The organism is Thermodesulfobacteriota bacterium (genome assembly GCA_030583865.1).
GTDB lineage: Bacteria > Desulfobacterota > GWC2-55-46 > GWC2-55-46 > GWC2-55-46 > UBA5799.
Genome location: CP129479.1, coordinates 747403 through 765958 on the forward strand (window position 1 = coordinate 747403; position 18556 = coordinate 765958).

Annotated in this window: 15 protein-coding genes; 9 read left to right on the forward strand and 6 right to left on the reverse strand. The window is 58.8% G+C overall.

What is annotated here, in order from left to right; all coding sequences use genetic code 11:
* Positions 1 to 19: 19 nt before the first annotated feature.
* The 4 genes from QY316_03540 (at position 20) to QY316_03555 (ending at position 4974) form a co-directional block, all read left to right on the forward strand.
* On the forward strand, positions 20 to 565 hold the full coding sequence (locus QY316_03540; GenBank protein WKZ33491.1) for a 2-oxoacid:acceptor oxidoreductase family protein: 546 nt from the start codon (positions 20 to 22) through the stop codon (positions 563 to 565).
* A 610-nt stretch (positions 566 to 1175) separates the two neighbouring features.
* Positions 1176 to 2846 carry an FAD-binding protein gene (locus QY316_03545; protein WKZ34070.1) on the forward strand — a complete coding sequence of 557 codons (1671 nt, stop codon included), beginning with the start codon at positions 1176 to 1178 and terminating at the stop codon, positions 2844 to 2846.
* A gap of 281 nt (positions 2847 to 3127) precedes the next feature.
* The gene (locus QY316_03550) at positions 3128 to 4096 is read left to right on the forward strand and encodes a succinate dehydrogenase/fumarate reductase iron-sulfur subunit (GenBank protein WKZ33492.1); all 969 of its coding nucleotides are present in this window, start codon (positions 3128 to 3130) and stop codon (positions 4094 to 4096) included.
* A 2-nt stretch (positions 4097 to 4098) separates the two neighbouring features.
* Positions 4099 to 4974: a CoB--CoM heterodisulfide reductase iron-sulfur subunit B family protein gene (locus tag QY316_03555; protein ID WKZ33493.1), complete on the forward strand. Its 876-nt coding sequence runs from the start codon at positions 4099 to 4101 to the stop codon at positions 4972 to 4974.
* A gap of 404 nt (positions 4975 to 5378) precedes the next feature.
* On the opposite strand, the gene QY316_03560 is transcribed toward QY316_03555, so the two are convergent.
* Entirely contained in the window at positions 5379 to 5846 is a 468-nt protein-coding gene (locus QY316_03560; GenBank protein ID WKZ33494.1) for a YbhB/YbcL family Raf kinase inhibitor-like protein, read from the reverse strand.
* Positions 5847 to 6233: 387 nt separating this feature from the next.
* Between QY316_03560 and QY316_03565 the strand changes: the two genes are divergently transcribed.
* The 4 genes from QY316_03565 to QY316_03580 all read left to right on the forward strand — a co-directional run bounded on the left by QY316_03565 (position 6234) and on the right by QY316_03580 (position 11305).
* The gene (locus tag QY316_03565; GenBank protein ID WKZ33495.1) at positions 6234 to 7121 is read left to right on the forward strand and encodes a diacylglycerol kinase family lipid kinase; all 888 of its coding nucleotides are present in this window, start codon (positions 6234 to 6236) and stop codon (positions 7119 to 7121) included.
* Between the two features lie 264 nt (positions 7122 to 7385).
* Positions 7386 to 8642, forward strand: coding sequence for a glycoside hydrolase family 15 protein (locus QY316_03570; GenBank protein ID WKZ33496.1), 1257 nt, complete (start codon positions 7386 to 7388; stop codon positions 8640 to 8642).
* A gap of 41 nt (positions 8643 to 8683) precedes the next feature.
* Entirely contained in the window at positions 8684 to 9535 is an 852-nt protein-coding gene (locus QY316_03575; protein WKZ33497.1) for a cation diffusion facilitator family transporter, read from the forward strand.
* 159 nt (positions 9536 to 9694) lie between these two features.
* Complete coding sequence (locus QY316_03580) at positions 9695 to 11305, forward strand: ATP-dependent helicase (protein WKZ33498.1); 1611 nt, start codon at positions 9695 to 9697, stop codon at positions 11303 to 11305.
* Between the two features lie 13 nt (positions 11306 to 11318).
* Here QY316_03580 and QY316_03585 read toward each other — a convergent pair whose 3' ends face one another.
* A complete protein-coding gene (locus QY316_03585; GenBank protein ID WKZ33499.1) occupies positions 11319 to 11870 on the reverse strand; it encodes a DJ-1/PfpI family protein in 552 nt (183 codons plus the stop codon).
* A 396-nt stretch (positions 11871 to 12266) separates the two neighbouring features.
* On the opposite strand from QY316_03585, the gene QY316_03590 reads away from it, so the two are divergent.
* Complete coding sequence (locus tag QY316_03590; protein ID WKZ33500.1) at positions 12267 to 14063, forward strand: thioredoxin domain-containing protein; 1797 nt, start codon at positions 12267 to 12269, stop codon at positions 14061 to 14063.
* Here the strand turns inward: QY316_03590 and QY316_03595 are convergent.
* From QY316_03595 to QY316_03610, 4 genes are all read right to left on the reverse strand, one after another.
* Positions 14017 to 15276: a glycosyl transferase gene (locus QY316_03595; protein ID WKZ33501.1), complete on the reverse strand. Its 1260-nt coding sequence runs from the start codon at positions 15274 to 15276 to the stop codon at positions 14017 to 14019. The two genes, QY316_03590 and QY316_03595, sit on opposite strands and share 47 nt — an antisense overlap.
* A 440-nt stretch (positions 15277 to 15716) precedes the next feature.
* A complete protein-coding gene (locus QY316_03600; GenBank protein ID WKZ33502.1) occupies positions 15717 to 16409 on the reverse strand; it encodes a hypothetical protein in 693 nt (230 codons plus the stop codon).
* Positions 16406 to 17680 (reverse strand): glycosyltransferase, encoded by a 1275-nt coding sequence (locus QY316_03605; GenBank protein WKZ33503.1) that lies wholly within the window; start codon positions 17678 to 17680, stop codon positions 16406 to 16408. Before QY316_03605 ends, QY316_03600 begins: the two co-directional genes overlap by 4 nt.
* Before the next feature lie 2 nt (positions 17681 to 17682).
* Complete coding sequence (locus tag QY316_03610; protein ID WKZ33504.1) at positions 17683 to 18504, reverse strand: HAD-IIB family hydrolase; 822 nt, start codon at positions 18502 to 18504, stop codon at positions 17683 to 17685.
* Positions 18505 to 18556: the final 52 nt, after the last annotated feature.

Genomic DNA, 18556 nt, shown 5'->3' on the forward strand with positions numbered 1-18556 from the left:
AATCTTTGGAGGCTTGAGAATGAGCGACAGGTACGAGATAAGGTTGAGCGGCTCCGGCGGCCAGGGCATGATACTGGCAGGCATAATAATGGCCGAGGCCGCCGCCATATACGGCGACAAGAACGCGGTCCAGTCACAGTCATACGGCCCCGAGTCCAGGGGCGGCGCCTCGAAGGCCGAGGTCATAATATCCGAGGGGCCCATAGACTACCCGAAGGCGACCGCAATAGACTGCATGCTCGCCATGACCCAGGAGGCATGCACCAAGTACCACCACGACATCAAGGACGGCGGCATACTCATCGTGGACTCGGACAACGTGAAGACGCTCCCGAGCGGCGGCTTCACGGTGCACAGCTTTCCGATCACCACGATAGCCAGGGACGAGCTCGGGAAGATCATAGTCGCAAATATCGTCTCCCTCGGCGCGATGACCGGCCTTACTAGCGTTGTCAAGTACGAGTCGGTCGAGCAGGCGGTCCTTGCAAGGGTGCCCGCCGCGTTCGTGGACCTCAACAAGAAGGCCCTGCAGCGGGGGTATGAGCTGACAAAGGGCTTGAAATAAAATAATCCTTGTCCATTCTTAAAAGGGCGGCCTGCAGCAGGCCGCCCTTTTTTTTACTTTCCATTTACCCTTTATGCTGATTTATTCCTTCGCGCTAACGCAGAAAATCCTTTTCCGCGCTGCCACGCGGTTCGAGGGTAAGGGCTCGCTTGCTAGCCGCCTCCCCCACCCCGTAAACGGGCCCCTGAAGTCGCTTCGCTCCTGCCACCCCGGCCCGTTTACGCTCCGCCTCTCTTATGCTACGCTCGCCTTACCCTCCGGGGTTTGTTAAAAACACAAAAAGACATCTTTGTTTTGTGTCTTTGTGGAAGGAGGCGTAAAGAGAGCGGAACTCTTATGACGAAAAGCGCGGCAGCGCGTAAAAGGTTTTTAGCAAAAAGGGTGAGCCCAGCGCATCGCCTTTTTTCTCCCTTTGGGCCGATTTGACCGGGGCCTCCATTGCTGATATGCTTTCCTAAGCCGTTCGTTTTTTTACTAGCCATGCCGATAGCTTCTGAAAAATAGCTCTTCCATGCGCTCTGGATTCCTTATAGAGTGTCGTATGAACGGCAGCCGCCTGAAAAGGAGCTTGCTGCCGCATGCCCACGAACCGTGACGGAGGACAAGGACCCTGGTAACCCATGACTGCGTGATAATCGGCGCCGGCCTCGCCGGGATGAGGGCCGCCATAGAGGCTGCCAGAAGCGGGCTCGACACGGCCCTCGTGACCAAGATATATCCGGTGAGGAGCCATTCGGTCGCGGCCCAGGGCGGCATGAACTCGGCCCTCAAGGAGACCGATTCCTGGGAGGCGCACGCCTTCGACACCGTCAAGGGGAGCGACTGGCTCGGCGACCAGGACGCGATAGAGGCCATGTGCAAGGAGGGCCCGGGGGACATACTCGAGCTCGAGGGCATGGGAGCCATATTCAGCCGCGATATCAAAGGCCATATAGCCCAGAGGCCGTTCGGCGGGGCCGGCTATCCGCGGACCTGCTACCTGGCGGACAGGACCGGGCACGCCCTTCTTCATGTCATGTACGAGCAGGTCTTGAAGCACGGGGTCTTCATCTACGACGAATGGCACGTAACAAGGCTCGTCGTCGAGGGCGGCAAGGCCGCCGGGGTGATAGCGATGGAGCTCGATACCGGCAAGCTCCACAGGCTCCGCTCGAAGTCGGTCATAATGGCCACGGGCGGCTACGGCAGGGTCTACAGGACGACAACCAACGCGCTCTCATCCACGGGAGACGGACTAGGGCTCGCGCTTGACGCAGGGCTCCCGCTCATGGACATGGAGTTCGTCCAGTTCCATCCGACGGTCTTGAAGCGCACCGGCATACTCATGACCGAGGGCGCAAGGGGCGAGGGCGGCTTTCTCTTGAACTCGCTCGGCGAGAGGTTCATGGAGAAGTACGCGCCCAAGGTAAAGGAGCTTGCGAGCCGGGACGTCGTAAGCCGCGCCGAGCAGACCGAGATAGAGGAAGGGAGGGGCATGGACGGATGCGTCCTCCTGGATTTGAGGCATCTTGGCGCGGATACGATAAAGGCGAAGCTATCGCAGATAAGGGAGCTCGCGATGGACTTCGCCGGGGTGGACCCGATAGAGGCGCCCGTGCCGGTAAAGCCGGGCGCGCATTACTCGATGGGCGGCATCCAGGCCGACATGGACGGCCAGACCGGAATACCGGGCCTCTTCGCAGCCGGTGAGTGCGCCTGCGTAAGCGTACACGGCGCTAACAGGCTCGGAGGGAACTCGCTCCTCGAAGCCGTGGTCTTCGGCAGGCGCGCCGGAAAAAAGGCCTCCGAGCATGCGGAATCCGCCGGGCTTGCGCCTTTCCCGGATTCGGCCCTGCGCGATGCGGCAAGCGATGTCGCCGAAATACTCAAGAGGGAAAATGGCGAGCGGGTCTACGCGCTAAGGGACGAGATGGCCGGGGTCATGGAGGAGCACTGCGGGATATTCAGGAGCAGGGAAAGGCTCGGGAAAGGGCTCGACAAGATAAGGGACTTGAAGGAGAGGTACGGGAAAGCGGCCCTCGTGGACAAGGGAGACCGCTTCAACGCCGAGCTCCTTCATATGCTGGAGCTCCGGAGTATGCTCGACGCCTCGGAAGCCATCCTGGTGAGCGCGCTCAACAGGGAAGAGTCCAGGGGCTCGCATTTCAGGACGGATTTCCCGAAGAGGAACGACGCGGAGTGGCTCAAGCACACGCTCGTAGTAAAGCGCGGGAATGATTTCAGCGTCGGATACAAGGACGTGAAGATTACCAGGTTTAAGCCGGAGGAGAGAAAGTATTAATGTCTCACAATGGGATAAAACCCTCGCCTTCCCGAAAACTTCCAGTGTTTTGGAGGTGAAATTTGAGGCTGGTCAACCTCTAAAAAGACGATGCACAAGTTTTCCCCCTCTTTTTTAAAGAGGGGAAAGGGGAGATTATCTTATGGCGATGCGCCATGCGCACCATTATTAATCCCCCTTCGTCCCCCTTTAGAAAGGGGGGAAAATTGGCTTTCAGCCAATCAAGGCTTTGAAGTACCGCCTTCCTGCCGGTAGTGGTTCAATATAGGAGAATCCGCTTCATGGAAATAAAATTCAGCATAAGGCGGCACGACCCCATGGACAGGGAGAGCCCGGGGCCGTACTACCGTGAATATGTTGTCGATGCCGCAGAGGGCATGACCGTCCTTGAGGCGCTCCTTAAGATCTCCGAGGAGGAGGACCCCACGCTCGCCTTCAGGAGGTCGTGCCGCTCGGCCATATGCGGCTCCTGCGCCATGACGGTGAACGGGTTCGCAAGGCTCACGTGCAACCTGCAGGTTATACCCGAGTACGAGAAGATGGGCGCGATGAGAATAGAGCCCCTCGCGAACCACAGGGTCGTAAAGGACCTCGTGGTGGACATGGCCCCTTTCTGGGAGAAGATGGAGAAGGCCGCTCCGTTCCTCATGCCCGCCGGAGGCAGCGAAACAAGCCCGGTCACCATAGAGGACCAGGCACGGATAGACGAGAGCCAGAGGTGCATAATGTGCGGCTGCTGCAACGCCGAGTGCAACTCGCTCGAGATAGACGAGCGCTTTATCGCTCCAGCCGCCTCCGCAAAGGCGTGGAGGTTTGTGGGCGACGTGCGGGAAGGGCACCAGGCCAAAAGGCTTGAGAGGCTCTCCGAGGAGCACGGCATATGGGACTGCGTCCGCTGCATACATTGCACGCAGTACTGCCCCAAGGACGTAAAGCCGCTTAAGCAGATAGAGAGCCTCCGCTCGGCCGCGATGAAAGCGGGCGTCCTCGACAACCCCGGGGCCAGGCACGTCGAGGCGATGGCCGATTCGGTAGAGAGGTTCGGAAGGCTCGACGAGGCCGCCATGACATTCAAGACGCTGGGCTTCCTCCGCTCCCTCGGCATGATACCGCTCGGGCTCAAGCTTGAGAGGCACGGCAAGATGCCACGCCCGTACCTCTTCCCGCAGATAATGGAGATAGACGAGGTCAGGGCCATCTACGACGAGATTGAGAAGAAGTCAGGACTAAAGCCGAAGAAGGAGGAGTAGGGTTGGCCGAAGAACTGAAATACGCCTATTATCCCGGTTGTGTCTCCCAGCACATGACCAGGGAGACGAACGACGCGACAAGGCTCATCGCCGGCAAGCTCGGCATAGGGCTTTACGACATGCCCAGGGCCAACTGCTGCGGCGCCGGGCTCCTTACCGACTACGATTACAAGCTCTACCTGGCCCTCAATGCCCGCATATTCGCCGAGGCCGAGGCCATGGAGATGGACATAATGACCATATGCTCGACCTGCCTCATGGTCATGAGCGCGGCGAACAGGGACTTGAAGAGGGACCCGCGCCTCCTTGAGGAGACGAACCAGGTGCTCGCAGCCGCCGGGCTCCATTACAGCGGCAAGGTCGAGGTGAAGCAGCTACTATGGGTGCTGGCAGGCGACTATGGCCTGGAAAGGCTTAAAGAGCAGGTCACGAGGCCTTTGGGCCGGCTCAAGGTCGCGCCGTTTTACGGCTGCCACAGCCTGCGTCCTTCCGACGCCCTCGGGTTCGACGACCCTGAGAAGCCCTGGTCGCTCGAGGCCACGATAAGGGCGCTCGGCGCTGAGCCCGTGGAGTACAGGGGCAAGACCAAGTGCTGCGGCTTCCAGGTGGACCTTGTGGCGGAGAAGACCGCCACGAAGATGACGGGCGTCCGCCTCCTCGACGGGAAGAGGAACGGGGCCGACTGCTTCGTAACCCCGTGCCCTTTCTGCCACATAAACCTCGACAATTACCAGGGCCTTGCGGAGAAATCGGTCGATGAAAGGATCGACATGCCGGTCTTCCACCTTTCCCAGCTCGTGGGGCTCGCGATGGGACTGAGCCCGAAGGAGCTTGGTCTTTCCAGGCACCTGGTCTCGCCCGAAAGGGTGCTCAAGTAGCTTTAGGCAACCTCTAAGGATTGCCATTTTCCCCGGACTCTGCGTAGGTTACGTGAATAAAAATGCTCACATATTGTCAATATATGCTCCGCTTTTTATTCCCGGCCTTCCGGGAAAAGCGGGAATAATCTCCATTTTCAGAGGTTGCCTTTAGAACGCCTGCCGCCTATTCACTTCCAAAGTAAAAAAAGTCATTTTGCGCTACTGCCGAGCTTTACGGCAGAAGACTCCCTCTACCCGTCTTCGTACTCCTTGTATCGACCCCAACGCAGGGGTGCGCTCAACGCATTTAATTTCTGCTCTCTTTGCTTCTTTACGGGGGATGGGGGAGGCGGCTAGCGGGGTCGCCTTGAACCGCGCGGAAAGGATTTTTCAGAGGTGGGTTTGCTTGTCCGGTTCGCGTGCTATCTCTGGTATACCGCCGTTATCCGCGTCTCCGCGAGCACATGGCCTTTGAGCGCACGCTCGAGCTCGCTTCTCTTCGCGCCCTCGTCGAGGCCGAGCGAGGCAAGGTCGGTCGCCTTGAGTACGAAGCTGTACCTGTGCATGCCGTGCCCCTTGGGCGGGCACGGCCCCCCATAGCCAATCTGGCCGAAATCCGTCATGCCGTGTTTCATGCCGTTTTCGAGCCCTGCCCCGTTGTTCCCCGCGCCCCTGTAAAGACCGGTCAGGTCCGGAGGAAGGTCGAAGACGACCCAGTGGACGAAGGTCCCCATTGGAGCGTCAGGGTCTTCGAGCACGAGGACATAGCTTTTTGTTCCCGGAGGGGGGCCTTTCCACGCAAGCGGCGGCGAGAGGTTCTCTCCCTCGCAGGTGTATATCCTCGGGATGTGCCCGCCTTCCTTGAAATCAGGGCTCTCGATTCTGAACACGGCTGACCTCCGTTTTAGGGAGCTCTTGATGCTCTCGTACGAGTCCGCAATCATGCCGCATTTTCACCGGCACGGCAGGGGAGCCAATGAAAGCCCTTGTGTGTTAATATTACATATCTTACATGCAGTGTATAAAATTTGCAACTGTACCTTTTTACAGGCCCAGCCGCTCCCTCTTTAGTCCTTGCATCAAGGCCTGCTTCCAAATTATACTTTTCAGGCAATTTTTAAAAATCGATCTTTTCCCGGGACTATGGGTAGTTACGTGAATAAAAATGCTCACATGTTATCGTATATGCTCCGCTTTTTATTCCCGGCCTTCCTGGAAAAGCGGGAATAATCTCCATTTTTTAGAGGTTGCCTTTACTTTTACGGGAGGGCAGAAGCTTGAAGGTCCGTTTCATCCTCAACCCCTCTGCAGGGCGCTCGGGAAGGCTTAAATCCCTCTCCGGGGCTGTTAAAAAGGTGCTTGATGCGGACGAGGGCATATTCGAGATACGGTCCGCAGCCGACAGGTCAGGCATGAGGGACCTCGCAGCCGATGCGGCCGCCAAGGGATATGAGGTGGTCTTCGCCTGCGGAGGTGATGGCACCATAAACGACATTGCGTCCGAGCTCGTGGGCAAGGATACCGCCCTGGGCATCCTGCCTACAGGCTCAGGCAATGCTCTCGCGCGTGCGCTCAGGATACCCGAGGACGTGGAGGAAGCCGTAAGGCTCCTTAAGACCGGCAGGGTAAACAAAATGGACGTCGGAGTCGCGTGCGGCCGGTATTTCTTCTCGACCGCCGGCTTCGCCTTCGAGGCCCGCCTGAGCAGGCGCTATAACGAGGGCCGGCTGAGCAGGAGGTTGAGGGGGCTTTCGCCGTATTTCGTACTGGCGCTGTTTGAGTTCCTCCGCTTCAGGCCCGGGCCGGTCCGCCTGAGCATCGACGGCAAGGACATCGACGGCAGGCCGCTGCTTTTGACCGCCGCTAACACGAGCCACCTGGGAGGGGGCGCCGTGATAGCCCCTGGCGCAGAGAACGACGACGGCCTCCTTGATTTCTGTTTCGTCCACAGGACCGGCATCTTTTCGGCCCTGGGCCTCGCCCGGAGACTCCTCAACGGCAGCATAGAGAAGCACGGCAGGTACGAGACCGCCCGCGGCAGGAAGGCGGTCGTCATGGGCCGGGACATCAAGGACGCGCACGTCGACGGTGAGCCCTTCCAATGGAAGGGGGAGGTTGAGATATCCGTCCTGTACCGCAAGCTCAACGTGCTCGTGCCCTCCTAGCAGGCTGCTGAAAAAGTCCACCTGCGTCGAAGGCTACGTCGCTTGACACTCTGGCGTACACGAAAAGTACGCCTCATTCCTAAGCTCCCCTGTTCCAACGGGGCCTCGCATCTGGAGCTTTTTGAGCAGCCTGAATAAAAACGGATTTTTTCAGCAAGCTGATAGGGGCCATCCCGCAGGAATTGTCTGTAACCCTCCGAAATGCCTTTGATTTCACGCAGCAAAGTTGTTGAAGTACCCTCCTCTTTGGAGTATCATATGCGCATGATACCCATGGACAGGGCCCGCGCCAATCGCCATCTCTCCGTAAACATCAAGGAAGCTCTCAAAGGCCGGAGCTTCACCGATCTCAAGGACGACGAGAAGCTCATGCTCGCCTACAAGCACCTTGAGGAACTCCGGCAGCTTAACGGCGGCTACATCGCATCGGATTACTGCGGGGACAAGGGCGGCGACAGGTATAACGTCTTCTGGCTCAGGGACATAATGTACGCGACGTACGCGAACGAATACGTGGGCGCGTACGACAAGCTCATCGAGAGCTACCGGCTCATAATCAGGATATTCCAGAAGTACAGGCAGAAGATAACGAACGGCGCGAGGAAGCGCACCTATCTCGGGAGCTGCGCGGACGAGGTCATCCACGCCAGGGTGCACCCGGTGACCCTCGAGGAGATAACGAGCGAGTGGGGACATCATCAGCTCGATATCTTCGGCCTCTTCCTTTACAAGACAGGCGACCTCATAAAAAAGGGGCACAACGTAATATCGACAGACCAGGCCGAGACGCAGATACTCCTCCGGGATATCGTCCTCTACCTTACCACCGTCAGGTGGCATTCGGACCCGGACTTCGGGGTCTGGGAAGAGGGGCCGGAGCTGCATTCATCGAGCATAGGCGCGGTCCTCGCCGGGCTTACCATGTGGCACGACGACGGCTACTACCATTACAAGTACAAGGCCCGCATCCCCATACACCAGTACATGCCGGTTCCCCAGGAGTTCATAGAGCGGGGGAGGAGCGCCCTTGAGAGGCTCCTTCCTTCGGAATCCGCGTCGAGGCCCGTGGACCTTGCCCAATTGAGCCTTGTGTGGCCTTATTATATAATTAACGACAGCCAGGCCGTTCAGATAATCTCCAACGTGGAAAAAAGGCTCGTGAGGAGGCACGGGGTGATAAGGTACCCGGGGGACCTTTATTACAATGCCGACAGGACCAGCCCCGCCGGGAACGAGGCCGAGTGGCCGCTCGGGTTCGCATGGCTTTCCATTGCCTACTCGCAGCTCGCGATAAAGGCGCTCCGGCTCGGCGAGATATTCTCGCCGCCCGTGGAGTATATCGAGAAGTCCGAGCATTACCTCCGCAGGCTCGAATCGGTAATGACCCCCGAGGGCCAGGTCCCGGAGCTTTATACAGCCGGCAGGCCCAATTACAACGTGCCGCTCGCCTGGGCGCAGAGCTTTTACGTGGTGGCGCGCCAGAACCTTAACCGGCTGCACGAGAAGCTTAACCTTCGCTAAAGGGCCCTTTCCACCTTGCCCCCATTTCCCCGATGTTCGAGATGAACCCCATAGCCTTCAGGGCCACGATGCTGAACATCATCGGCAATGCGGGCCTACTGGCAATGAAGCTCGCTGCCGGCATATTGACCGGGAGCATCGCCCTCATCTCCGACGCCATAAACTCCTTTAACGACGTCGCCGCCTCCATCTCGACCTTCATATGCGTCTATATTTCCGACAAGCAGGCTGACGAAGGCCACCCGTTCGGACACAGCAGGGCCGAGCCCATTGCGGGCCTCATAATAGCGGTGCTGGCCGGGATACTGGGCTTCGAGGTCATAAGGGAGGCGGTCTCGCGCATAATCGAGGGGACGAGCCCGGAGGTCGGGCCCTATGTCCTCCTTGTCCCTATAGCGACGATGGCCGCGAAGGGCGGCATGTTCCTGTATTTCAGGAGGGTCGGGCGCATGTTCAGGAGCCCCGCCATAAACGCCACGGCATTCGATTCGCTCATGGACGTCGCGGTCGCGTTTGCCGCCCTCATCGGCCTTGCCGGGACGTTTTTCGGGCATGCCTGGCTCGACCCGGCGGCTGGCCTCCTCATAAGCGTATGGATAATGTACACGGGGTACAGGATAGGGATGGACAACATAGATTATCTCATGGGGCGATCTCCCGACCCCTGGCTCCTTAAGCAGATTAGAGAAGCGGCTCTCGACGTGCCGGGAGTGGAGGGGCTCGGGAGCGTAAAGGCCCACTATGTCGGCCCCTTTATCCATGTCGAGATACAGATACGGGTGGACAAGGGCCTGCCGACCGAGGAGTCCCACGCCATAGGCGAGGAGGTCTCGAACAGGGTCGAGAGCATAAGCACCATAGAGAAGTCCTTTGTCCACATAGACCCGGTCTGAGGAAGGTAAAATCGATCTTTTCCCCGGATTCTGCGTAGTTACGGGAATAAAAATGCTCAAATATTGTCATATATGCTCCGCTTTTTATTCCCGGCTTCCTTGATTTCAAAAAATATCAAATTTTTAGAGGTTGCCTGACCCATGGGAGGGCTCGCACCGATGAAGCTCGACAGCTCGCAGGAGAAGGCGGCCAGGTCTACGGCGAGGCGGATACTCGTTGTCGCCGGGCCTGGGAGCGGAAAGACCCGAGTTCTGGCCGCAAGGTTTTCGCACCTCGTCCAAAACGGGGCAAGGCCCGAAAGGGTACTGGCCGTCACCTTCACGAACAGGGCCGCCCGCGAGATGAGGGCGCGGGTCTTATCCACGCTCCCGGGCGCGAGGCCTGAAAACATCTCCACCTTCCATTCGCTCGGCCTTAGGCTCCTCAGGGAAGAGACGCCGTCCTTGAGGCTCCTTGCAAGGGACGAGTCAAGGGCCCTCTTGAAGGAGCTTGGCGCTCATGACCCGGATAAGGCCCTTGAAGGCATTTCCGCCCGTAAAAACGGCATGGCGGCGGACGGCGCCGGTGAGGGGCTTGCCTCCGCGTATGCCGACAGGCTTGCCTCGCTCAACGCGATAGACTTCGACGATATAATGCCCGCCTCGCTCAGGCTCGTCCTCTCAAGGGCCGGAAGGCCCTTTGACCACATCATGATAGACGAGTACCAGGACATCAACCCCGTACAGGCCGATTTATTGAAGGCCCTCGCCGAAGGCGCGGAAAGCCTTTTTGCGATAGGGGACCCTGACCAGGCCATCTATTCATTCAGGGGCTCGAGCCTCAGGTGCTTTCTCGATTTCGAGCGGGCCGGAGGCGCTGAAATAGTGCGCCTCGGAACTAATTACCGTTCCGGAAGGGCCATAGCCGAGGCTTCGAAGGCGCTTATCTCGAAAAATACCGAAAGGCTTCCGAACGAGGCGGCGCCCGCAAGGGGAGGGGGAAGCGTCGAGGAGGTCGAGTGCGGCGACGAAAGGGAAGAGGCCAGGCATATAGTCGGGGAGATCGAAAAGCTCATGGGCGGGCTCACGAGCCTTTCCGTTTCAGATGATATTGGGCTCAGGTTCTCGGATTTCGGGGTATTGGTCCGGACGAACCGGCAGGCGGAGCTTATCGCCGAGGAGTTCGCACGCTCTCCGGTCCCCTTCCATATAGTAAAGCCGCCCGGGCCTGGCCTGGCGGGGTTTGTCAAAATCCTGCGCGGCCTCGAAGCCCCTGGAGACATGGTCCTACGGGAGTTCGTAATGAGGGAGGCCCAAAAGGTCTGCCTTGATAGCGACGCGCTCGGCGTCGTCGGGGCCGCCCTGAATTGCGTGGCAATCCATGAAGGCAAGAAGGGCCTTGCCCGTTTCCTTGACGAGCTCATGCTCGATACGCCTTCCGACAACATCGACATAAGCGCGGACAGGGTGAACATAATGACGCTTCATTCAGCCAAGGGGCTTGAATGGAGATGCGTTTTCCTGGCCGGCGCCGAGGACGGCCTCATACCCATGCGGATAAAAGGCGAGTGCGACATCGAAGAGGAGAGGAGGCTCTTTTACGTGGGGATGACAAGGGCGATGGACAGGCTCTTTCTCCTTCGCGCCCGGAAGAGAAGGACATGGGGCGAGTCGAAAGAATGCAGGAGGTCGCCCTTCCTTGAGGAGCTTCCTGCTTCCCTCGTAGCAGTGAAGCGGATGGCCTCCAGGAGCATAAAAAAGAAACCCGTGCAGAAGGGGCTTTTCGAATAGAGGCTCCCTGGAGCTAAAGTCTTGCCAGCACCCCCTTGTTTACTTCCTCGCCTTTCTCTTTTCCGAAAAGGGCCTCCACAAGCCTGAACGCGAACTCCATCGCCGTGCCCGGCCCCTGGCTGGTCATGATGTTTCCGTCCGTTACGACCCGCTCATTTGAAACGGCCTCGTTCCTTGAGAGGAGCTCTTCGCGCACCGAAGGGTGGCTCGTTATTCTCTTACCGGCGGTTACGCCGATTGCGGATAGCACGGCAGGCGCGGCGCATATGGCCGCTACTTTCCGGCCTTTGTCCATGAGTCCGCTGATTAACCGTCTTACGCGCTCGTCTTTTTTGAGGTTTTCAGCTCCCAGTGCGCCGCCCGGAAGGACTACCATGTCGAAGTCCGCTCCGATGTCGTCCATCAAGGCGTCGGTGAGGATGCGTATTCCGCTCCTGCCCTCTATGGGGCCGGGGACCGTTCCCGCCGCAACTACTTCGGCCCCGGCCCTCCGGAGTATGTCGATGATGGTCACCGCCTCTATCTCCTCGAATCCTGGAGCTATGGGGACGAGCACCCTTGCCATGTTTTCCTCCTTCTAACAGGCTGCTGGAAAAGTCCGTCTGCTTCGTTATCTTCGTCGCTGGACACTCCGGCGCATACAAAACATACGCCTCATTCCTCGCTCCCTGCTCCTAATGGGGCCTCGCACCTGGAGCTTTGGGCAGCCTGAATATAAACGAGTTTTTCAGCGAACTGCTAAACGGGAACGGTTATCGGTCCTTAACCCGAGCTTCAGGGATTATACAACCGTTCAGCCCCGTGTCAAAGCCCGGCGGCTTGCGGTATAATTTAATTGGGATAAGCTTTTATCAAGCCGGTCGTAAAACCCTGGCTCAAGCGCAGGAAAAAAAGGTCGTCCGTAACAAGCCGTGGTTCAGTCCAGGTGCTCATTAAGATTTGCCTTAAAAAGGAGCGCGTAATGGCAAACGCACACCGCCAGGCCAACCACCTGAAAGACCAGAGGAGCCCGTACCTTAAGCAGCACGAGCTGAACCCGGTGGACTGGTACCCCTGGGGTAGCGAGGCCCTTCAAAAGGCGAAGAGGGATGATAAGCCCCTGATCATAAGCATCGGCTACGCTTCGTGCCACTGGTGCCACGTGATGGAGCGCGAGTCCTTCGAGGACGAGGAGACGGCCCGCATAATGAACGAGAACTTCGTCAATATAAAAGTGGACAGGGAGGAAAGGCCGGACCTCGACAGCCTGTATATAAAAGCGGTGCAGGCCATGACAGGGCACGCCGGCTGGCCGCTTACGGTCTTCGCAACCCCGGACGGCGTGCCTTTCTACGGGGGCTCGTATTTCCCTCCCGAGGACATGAGGGGCATGCCTTCCTTCAGGAAGGTGCTCCTGGCCGTGAGCCTCGCATACAGGAAGAACCGCGACAAGATCGAGACCGTTACGGCCGACGTCGAAAGGACACTCGGAGGCAGGGCCGAGATAGCGCCCATAGAGCTCCGGAGCGAGGTAGCGGACATCGCCTATGACGCCGCGCGCCTCTATTTCGACCCGATAAACGGCGGCTTCGGCAGGGGGACGAAATTCCCCCATGCGATGTTCCTCGACTTCCTGCTTCGCTACCATAAGAGGACCGGGAAGGAGGAGGCCATCTCGATGGTGAAGAAGACCCTGTCCTCAATGGCCAGAGGCGGGATATACGACCACCTGGGCGGCGGCTTTCACAGGTACTCGGTGGCCGAAAACTGGGACATACCTCATTTTGAGAAAATGCTCTACGATAACGCTCTCCTTTCATCCCTTTACACCGCGGCCTACAAGGAGACCGGCCTCGGGCTCTACCGGGAGACCGCGATTGAAACGCTATCCTGGCTCGTCCGCGAGATGCGGGGCGAGATGGGCGGCTTTTACTCCTCGGTGGACGCGGACGTGGAGGGCGTGGAAGGGGCCTACTATGTCTGGAGGCCCGAAGACATACGCGAGGCCCTCGGTGACGAGGCAGAAAGGTTCATGGAATTCTTCTCCGTCACGGACGAGGGGAACTACGAGGGGAGGAACACGCTAAGGGTAAACAGGCGGGAGAGGGATATCGGCGGGCCGGTCCCGGAGGACATTCGGAAGATGAAGGCGCTGATGCTCGAAGCGAGGGCGCGGAGGAAGCCGCCACAGTTCGACAGGAAGATAATAACGGCATGGAACGGGCTCGCCATCTCCGCGCTTTCCAGCGCGTCGGGCGCGTTCAGGAGGCGCGATTTCGAGGACGAGGCGAAGCGCACCGCGAGGTTCGTCCTCTCGTCGCTACGCGGCCGTGACGGACGGATGCTCCGGTACTTCCTCGACGGGAGCGGGGATGTGAAGGGGATGCTCGAGGACTACGCACTCCTTGCGGAGGGGCTCCTCTCCATCTACGACGAGACAGGCGAGGAGGAGTGGCTTTCAGAGGGGGAGAGGCTTGCCGGGAGGATGATAGAGCTGTTCCACGACGAATCGAGCGGGCTTTTCTATGATACCGGCGTCGACCAGGAGCGCCTCTTCGTCCGCGAGCGCGACCTCTACGACAACGACTTGCCGTCGGGGAATTCGGCAGCGTCGTCGCTCCTCCTCCGTCTTTACCGCGCAACCGGAAAGAGGAGGTACATGGAACTCTCCGAAAGCATCCTGCAGTCAATGGAGCGGCTCACGGAGGAGCCGATCTCCTACGGAAAATTCCTCACTGTTCTTGAGAGCTTCCTTGCGGGGGACGAGAGGCCGCACTGAATGCGAGCTTGTTGTCCTCCTCTATCACGGCCTTCAGGCGCTCGAGTATCCCGGGGGTCGCCGATATTACCCTGTTCCAGTTCGGTATCATGGGGGCCCCGAGCGGGCTTTCGCTTATCGTCTTCGCCGCCTCCATTATCGACCTCGTGAAGGCGTCGACCATCGCCGCCTCCTCGTGCCTGTCGTAGAAGAGGCCGTTTATCGCCGCGTCGCTCTCGTACTTCACTATGCTGTCCTCGGCCATCTTGAGGTAGGCGGCCATGAGCGACTTGAAGAACCCGTCGGAGAAGACGACCCCCTCCGACGCTACGGTCCTGAATATGGACTTCGCTATGTCTATGCTCATCTTCATGAGCCCTGTAGAGGGGTCCTCGGCCGAGAGTATCTGGTGCTTGTGCTCGTAGTTCTCGGCTATGTCGACCTGGCATACGCGCTTGGTCGTGTAGTTCCTGTAGACCTCGGCGAGCATCCCTACCTCAAGGCCCCAGTCCCAGGGTATCCTGTTTATCCTGGCCACGTCCACGGTCATGGAGAACTCACCGGCGAGCGGGTACCTGAAGCCGTCGAGAAAATCTATGAACGGCTGGTTGACGACCATCTTCTGGAGCGCCCTAACGAGCGGCGTGAGGAAGAGCCTCGTGACCCGGCCGTGCATCCTGTCGGTTATGCGCGCGTAGTAGCCCTTGCAGAAGACGTAGTCGAGGGTAGGGCTCACGACCGGGTAGCAGAGCCTCCCCAGGAGGTCGAGGCTGTAGTTCTGTATGTCGCAGTCGTGGAGCGCGATTATGCTCGACTTGCCGCTTGCTATGACGTAGCCGTATGCGGTCCATGCGGACCTGCCCTTGCCGTCCTTCCCGGGGCTTACGCCCTTCTCTTCGAGCGTCGAGTAGAGCTCCTTCATCCTCTTCCCGCTCGTGTGGATTATCGTCACCTCGTGCGGGAGGACCGACATGAACTCCTTCACGTTCCTGTACTCGTCGTCGGTAGCCGGGCCGAGCACCAGGACGATTTCCCTTATGAAGCGGGCCCCCTTGAGCTCTTCCCTTATCCCCTTCATGGCCTCGCTCATGACGTCAGAGTAGAGCGCGGGCAGGACCAGCGCTATCGGGCGCACGAGGCTGTAGAGCTCGAGCTCCGCGAGCAGGCGCTCGGTCTTCGGTCTCCCCAGCCTGTGGAGGGTCGTGATGGTGCCGGCGTGGTAGAAGTCAGCCATTGTGCCTCCTTATGGCAACCTCTGAAAATTGATCTTTTCCCCGGACTCTGTGTCAGGCCGGGAATAAAAATGCTCACATATTTTCATATATGCTCCGCTTTTTATTCCAGGCCTTCCTTGATTGCGTGGAAAATCTCTAATTTTTAAGAGATTGCCTTGTGTTGAGCGGCCCGTGTTCCCCTAAGCCGTTCCCTTCAAAAAGGATTCGCATGCCGCTCCGGATGGAAGGCCGTTATAGAAATCGCGAGTTCGGCTTTTTATTGGAGCCCGGCCATAACGCGCAAGCCGGGTCCTGGACGATTATCGAGGAAAACGGTGCAGCCGCTTTGAAAGTCCCTTGTGAAAAGTCATGGCTATTGTAGCACCATGAGGGCCGTCATGCAACGCGGTTCAGCCCTGCCAGGATGTGAAAGAGTCCTTCATGGGCCCTGCCAGCGGCTTTAAAGCTGGTCAAGGTTGTCCCCCTCGCGCCTCGAAAGGAGGAAATCCAGCGCCTTCTTCGCGTACGACTTGCCGGCCATGCCGAAGGCCACTGCCACGGCGAGCCCTATGGAGCCGAAGAAAATGACGAAAGCGGCAAGGACTATCCTCGGGGCTATCGCGAGCTGCTCAAGGGCCATGGCGAAAGCCAGTACGAGAAGGAGTATGCGGACGAGCTCGCTCAAGGCCTTCGAGTATTCGATGCCAGAGTTTACGCCCGCGATAAGGACGGCCCTTGCGAGGAAGTTCGCGATGAAGTACCCGAGGAGCACTATGATCACCGCCGAGAAGAAGCGCGGCAGATACAGGAAAAAGACGGAGACAAGCGCGTCGGTCACGCGGAAGCCCAGGGTCGCGAACCCTGCGACGAAGAAGAGGACCACGATGAACCAGTATATGAATGAGCCTATGAAGCGCGACGGAGGGCTCGTTATCCCCGCCTTCCTGAACGCCGTGGTAAGCCCTATCTGGTCGCTCCAGGTGTCGAACCTTATTGCCCGGAAGCCCTTCTGTAGAAGGCGGCTCACCAGTGCGGCGGCGATAAAACCCGACAGCACTATGATGATTATGACGAGGAGGTCCGGGATGAACCGAAGTAGCTGCTCCCCGAATGTCTCAAGGTGTTCCGAAATCCGCTCTATTATCGTCCTCATGTTTTGACCCCCTCTCGCCAGTTACTGACCAGGTACTCTTTCTGCCGCTCGTACTCGGCTGAGACCTCCTCGACCACGGCCTCGGCCTCCTCGTCGTTCATGTCGACGGTTTCGAGGAAAAAGGACGCGGTCCTGCCGTAGTAGAGAGGTATGAGCGTTTTTAAAAGCTGCTCGGGCTGGAGCTTCCTCTCGTGGTAGGCCAGTATGTAGTCGTAGACGATCCTGACCCACATCTCCTTCGGGAAGCGGAACGAGGCCGCCTCGGCCCTGGCCATCGCGGCAAGCGCGTCCACCGTATCCTTTTCCATGAACCCGGCCCATATCTCTCCGAGGTTCTCGGCCCCGAGCCTGAAATGCCGGAGCATCCCCTCCACGCTCGCCTTTATGGGCACCACGCCGACCTGGTATTTGAACCCGAAGGTCGGGACATCTACCGAATCCGCGGCACTGCGCCACTGGGCGCTGTGCTTCTCCGTAAGCGACATGAGAGAGCCGACCACCTGCACGAACATGTCCCGGAGGTCCGCGCCAGGGTCCTTCGGGTCGTGTATCTTCGCGCCCAGGTACGCCTGGCATACCTTGAAGCGCCCCGCAAGGGCCTCGGTCGTCATCCATATGTCTATGCCGAAACGTGCAATGTCGGTGTTCCAGACGTCCTGGCCGACGTAGAACCGCGCCATCTCGCCGGAGAAGCCGAACTCCCCGCCGATGGGCTGGCGTATCTTCCTGCAATAGAGCGACCGCGTGAGCGGGTATATTATCGAGTTCGTGATGGTGCCGTCGTACTTGTGCCTGGCGTACAGGGGGGCGACGAAGTCGAAGCCCTCCTTGTATACCGGGGAGAGGAGGAGCTCTATCCACTCCGGCGTTATCGAGCGGAGGTCGGCGTCAACGACGCAGCAGGCCTTCGCGCCGAGAGCCGAGGCCATCTTGAATATGGTCCTGAAGGCGCTGCCCTTCCCCGGTATGCCGTGGTAAGGGGTCGTTATCCTGTTCACCGGGTGTATCCTGTGCGAAAGGAACACGGCCTTGTGGTCCACGCTCGCGCTTATGACGATCTCTGGCGTTTTGTCGTTCGAGCCGCCGTCCGAGTTTATTATGACCGCCCTTTCGGATGGAAAATATTTCGCGAGCCCCGCGTCAACGGCCCGCACCACGTGGCCGATGGTGCGCGAGTTGTTGTAGCTCGCTATCCCCACGACTATGTCGGCGCGGTCTGGGAGATTGCTCGCCTGGATTTCCCCTTCGGCTGTCTCGGTCCGCGTTTTCATGGTCAGCAGGTATACCCTTCGGAAGAGGACCTGATTGAGTCGAGTATGCCGGTCACTGCCCTGGCCCAGCCGGACGGGCCTACGCCCTCAGCCCTCACGACCCCAGGCATATCCCCTACGTCGCAATAGCCCCCGTCCTCGTTCATGACCAGCACCGGGTAGTCGACCTTTTTAAGGAACGGCGCGTCGTTCGGCCCGTCTCCCAGCCCGATCGTCGATATCCTGCCGTAAAGGGCCCTGTACATCGGAATGAGCGTCTCGACGGCCTTGCCCTTGTCGCTGGGCCCGGTAATGTGGAAGAGCCGCCCCATTGTGAACGAATACCCGGCAGCCTCGACGAGCTTTCTCGCCTCCTCAGGGGAGGCGCCTTCCATGAGGAAGGGCTCGTCAAATTCCCTCTCCTTCGAGAGCGCGGCATCCTCCGGGCCGAGGCCGGTGAGGACCCCGACCTCCTCAACAGTCATGTCTCCGAAGCCCTTTACGGCCTTCCCGGAAACGGCCCTTATGGAATCGAGGGCGCGGCGCAGCTCCCCGTAGTCGGAGCCGAGCCTCATTTGCACGAGCCCGTCCAGTTCCTCCCCATTCACTGGAAAAGGGAAGTACGAGCGCGGTATGTATACCCCCCCGCCGTTCTCGGTTATGAACGGGTGGCGGTTGCCGAGCTTTTCCCGTATTCGTTCAACCTCGCTCCGGGTCTTGCTCGTAACGAGAACCAGCGGGATCGCCTCTTCCGAAATCCTCTTGAGGGCCGCGGTAGCGGGCCCGAATGAGTATCCTGAATCAAGGAGCGTGCCGTCGAGGTCGGTGAAGATTACCGGTTTCATAATGGCTCCGAGGGAAGGTGGATAGGACAGAGTCCCATAATCATATCAAATC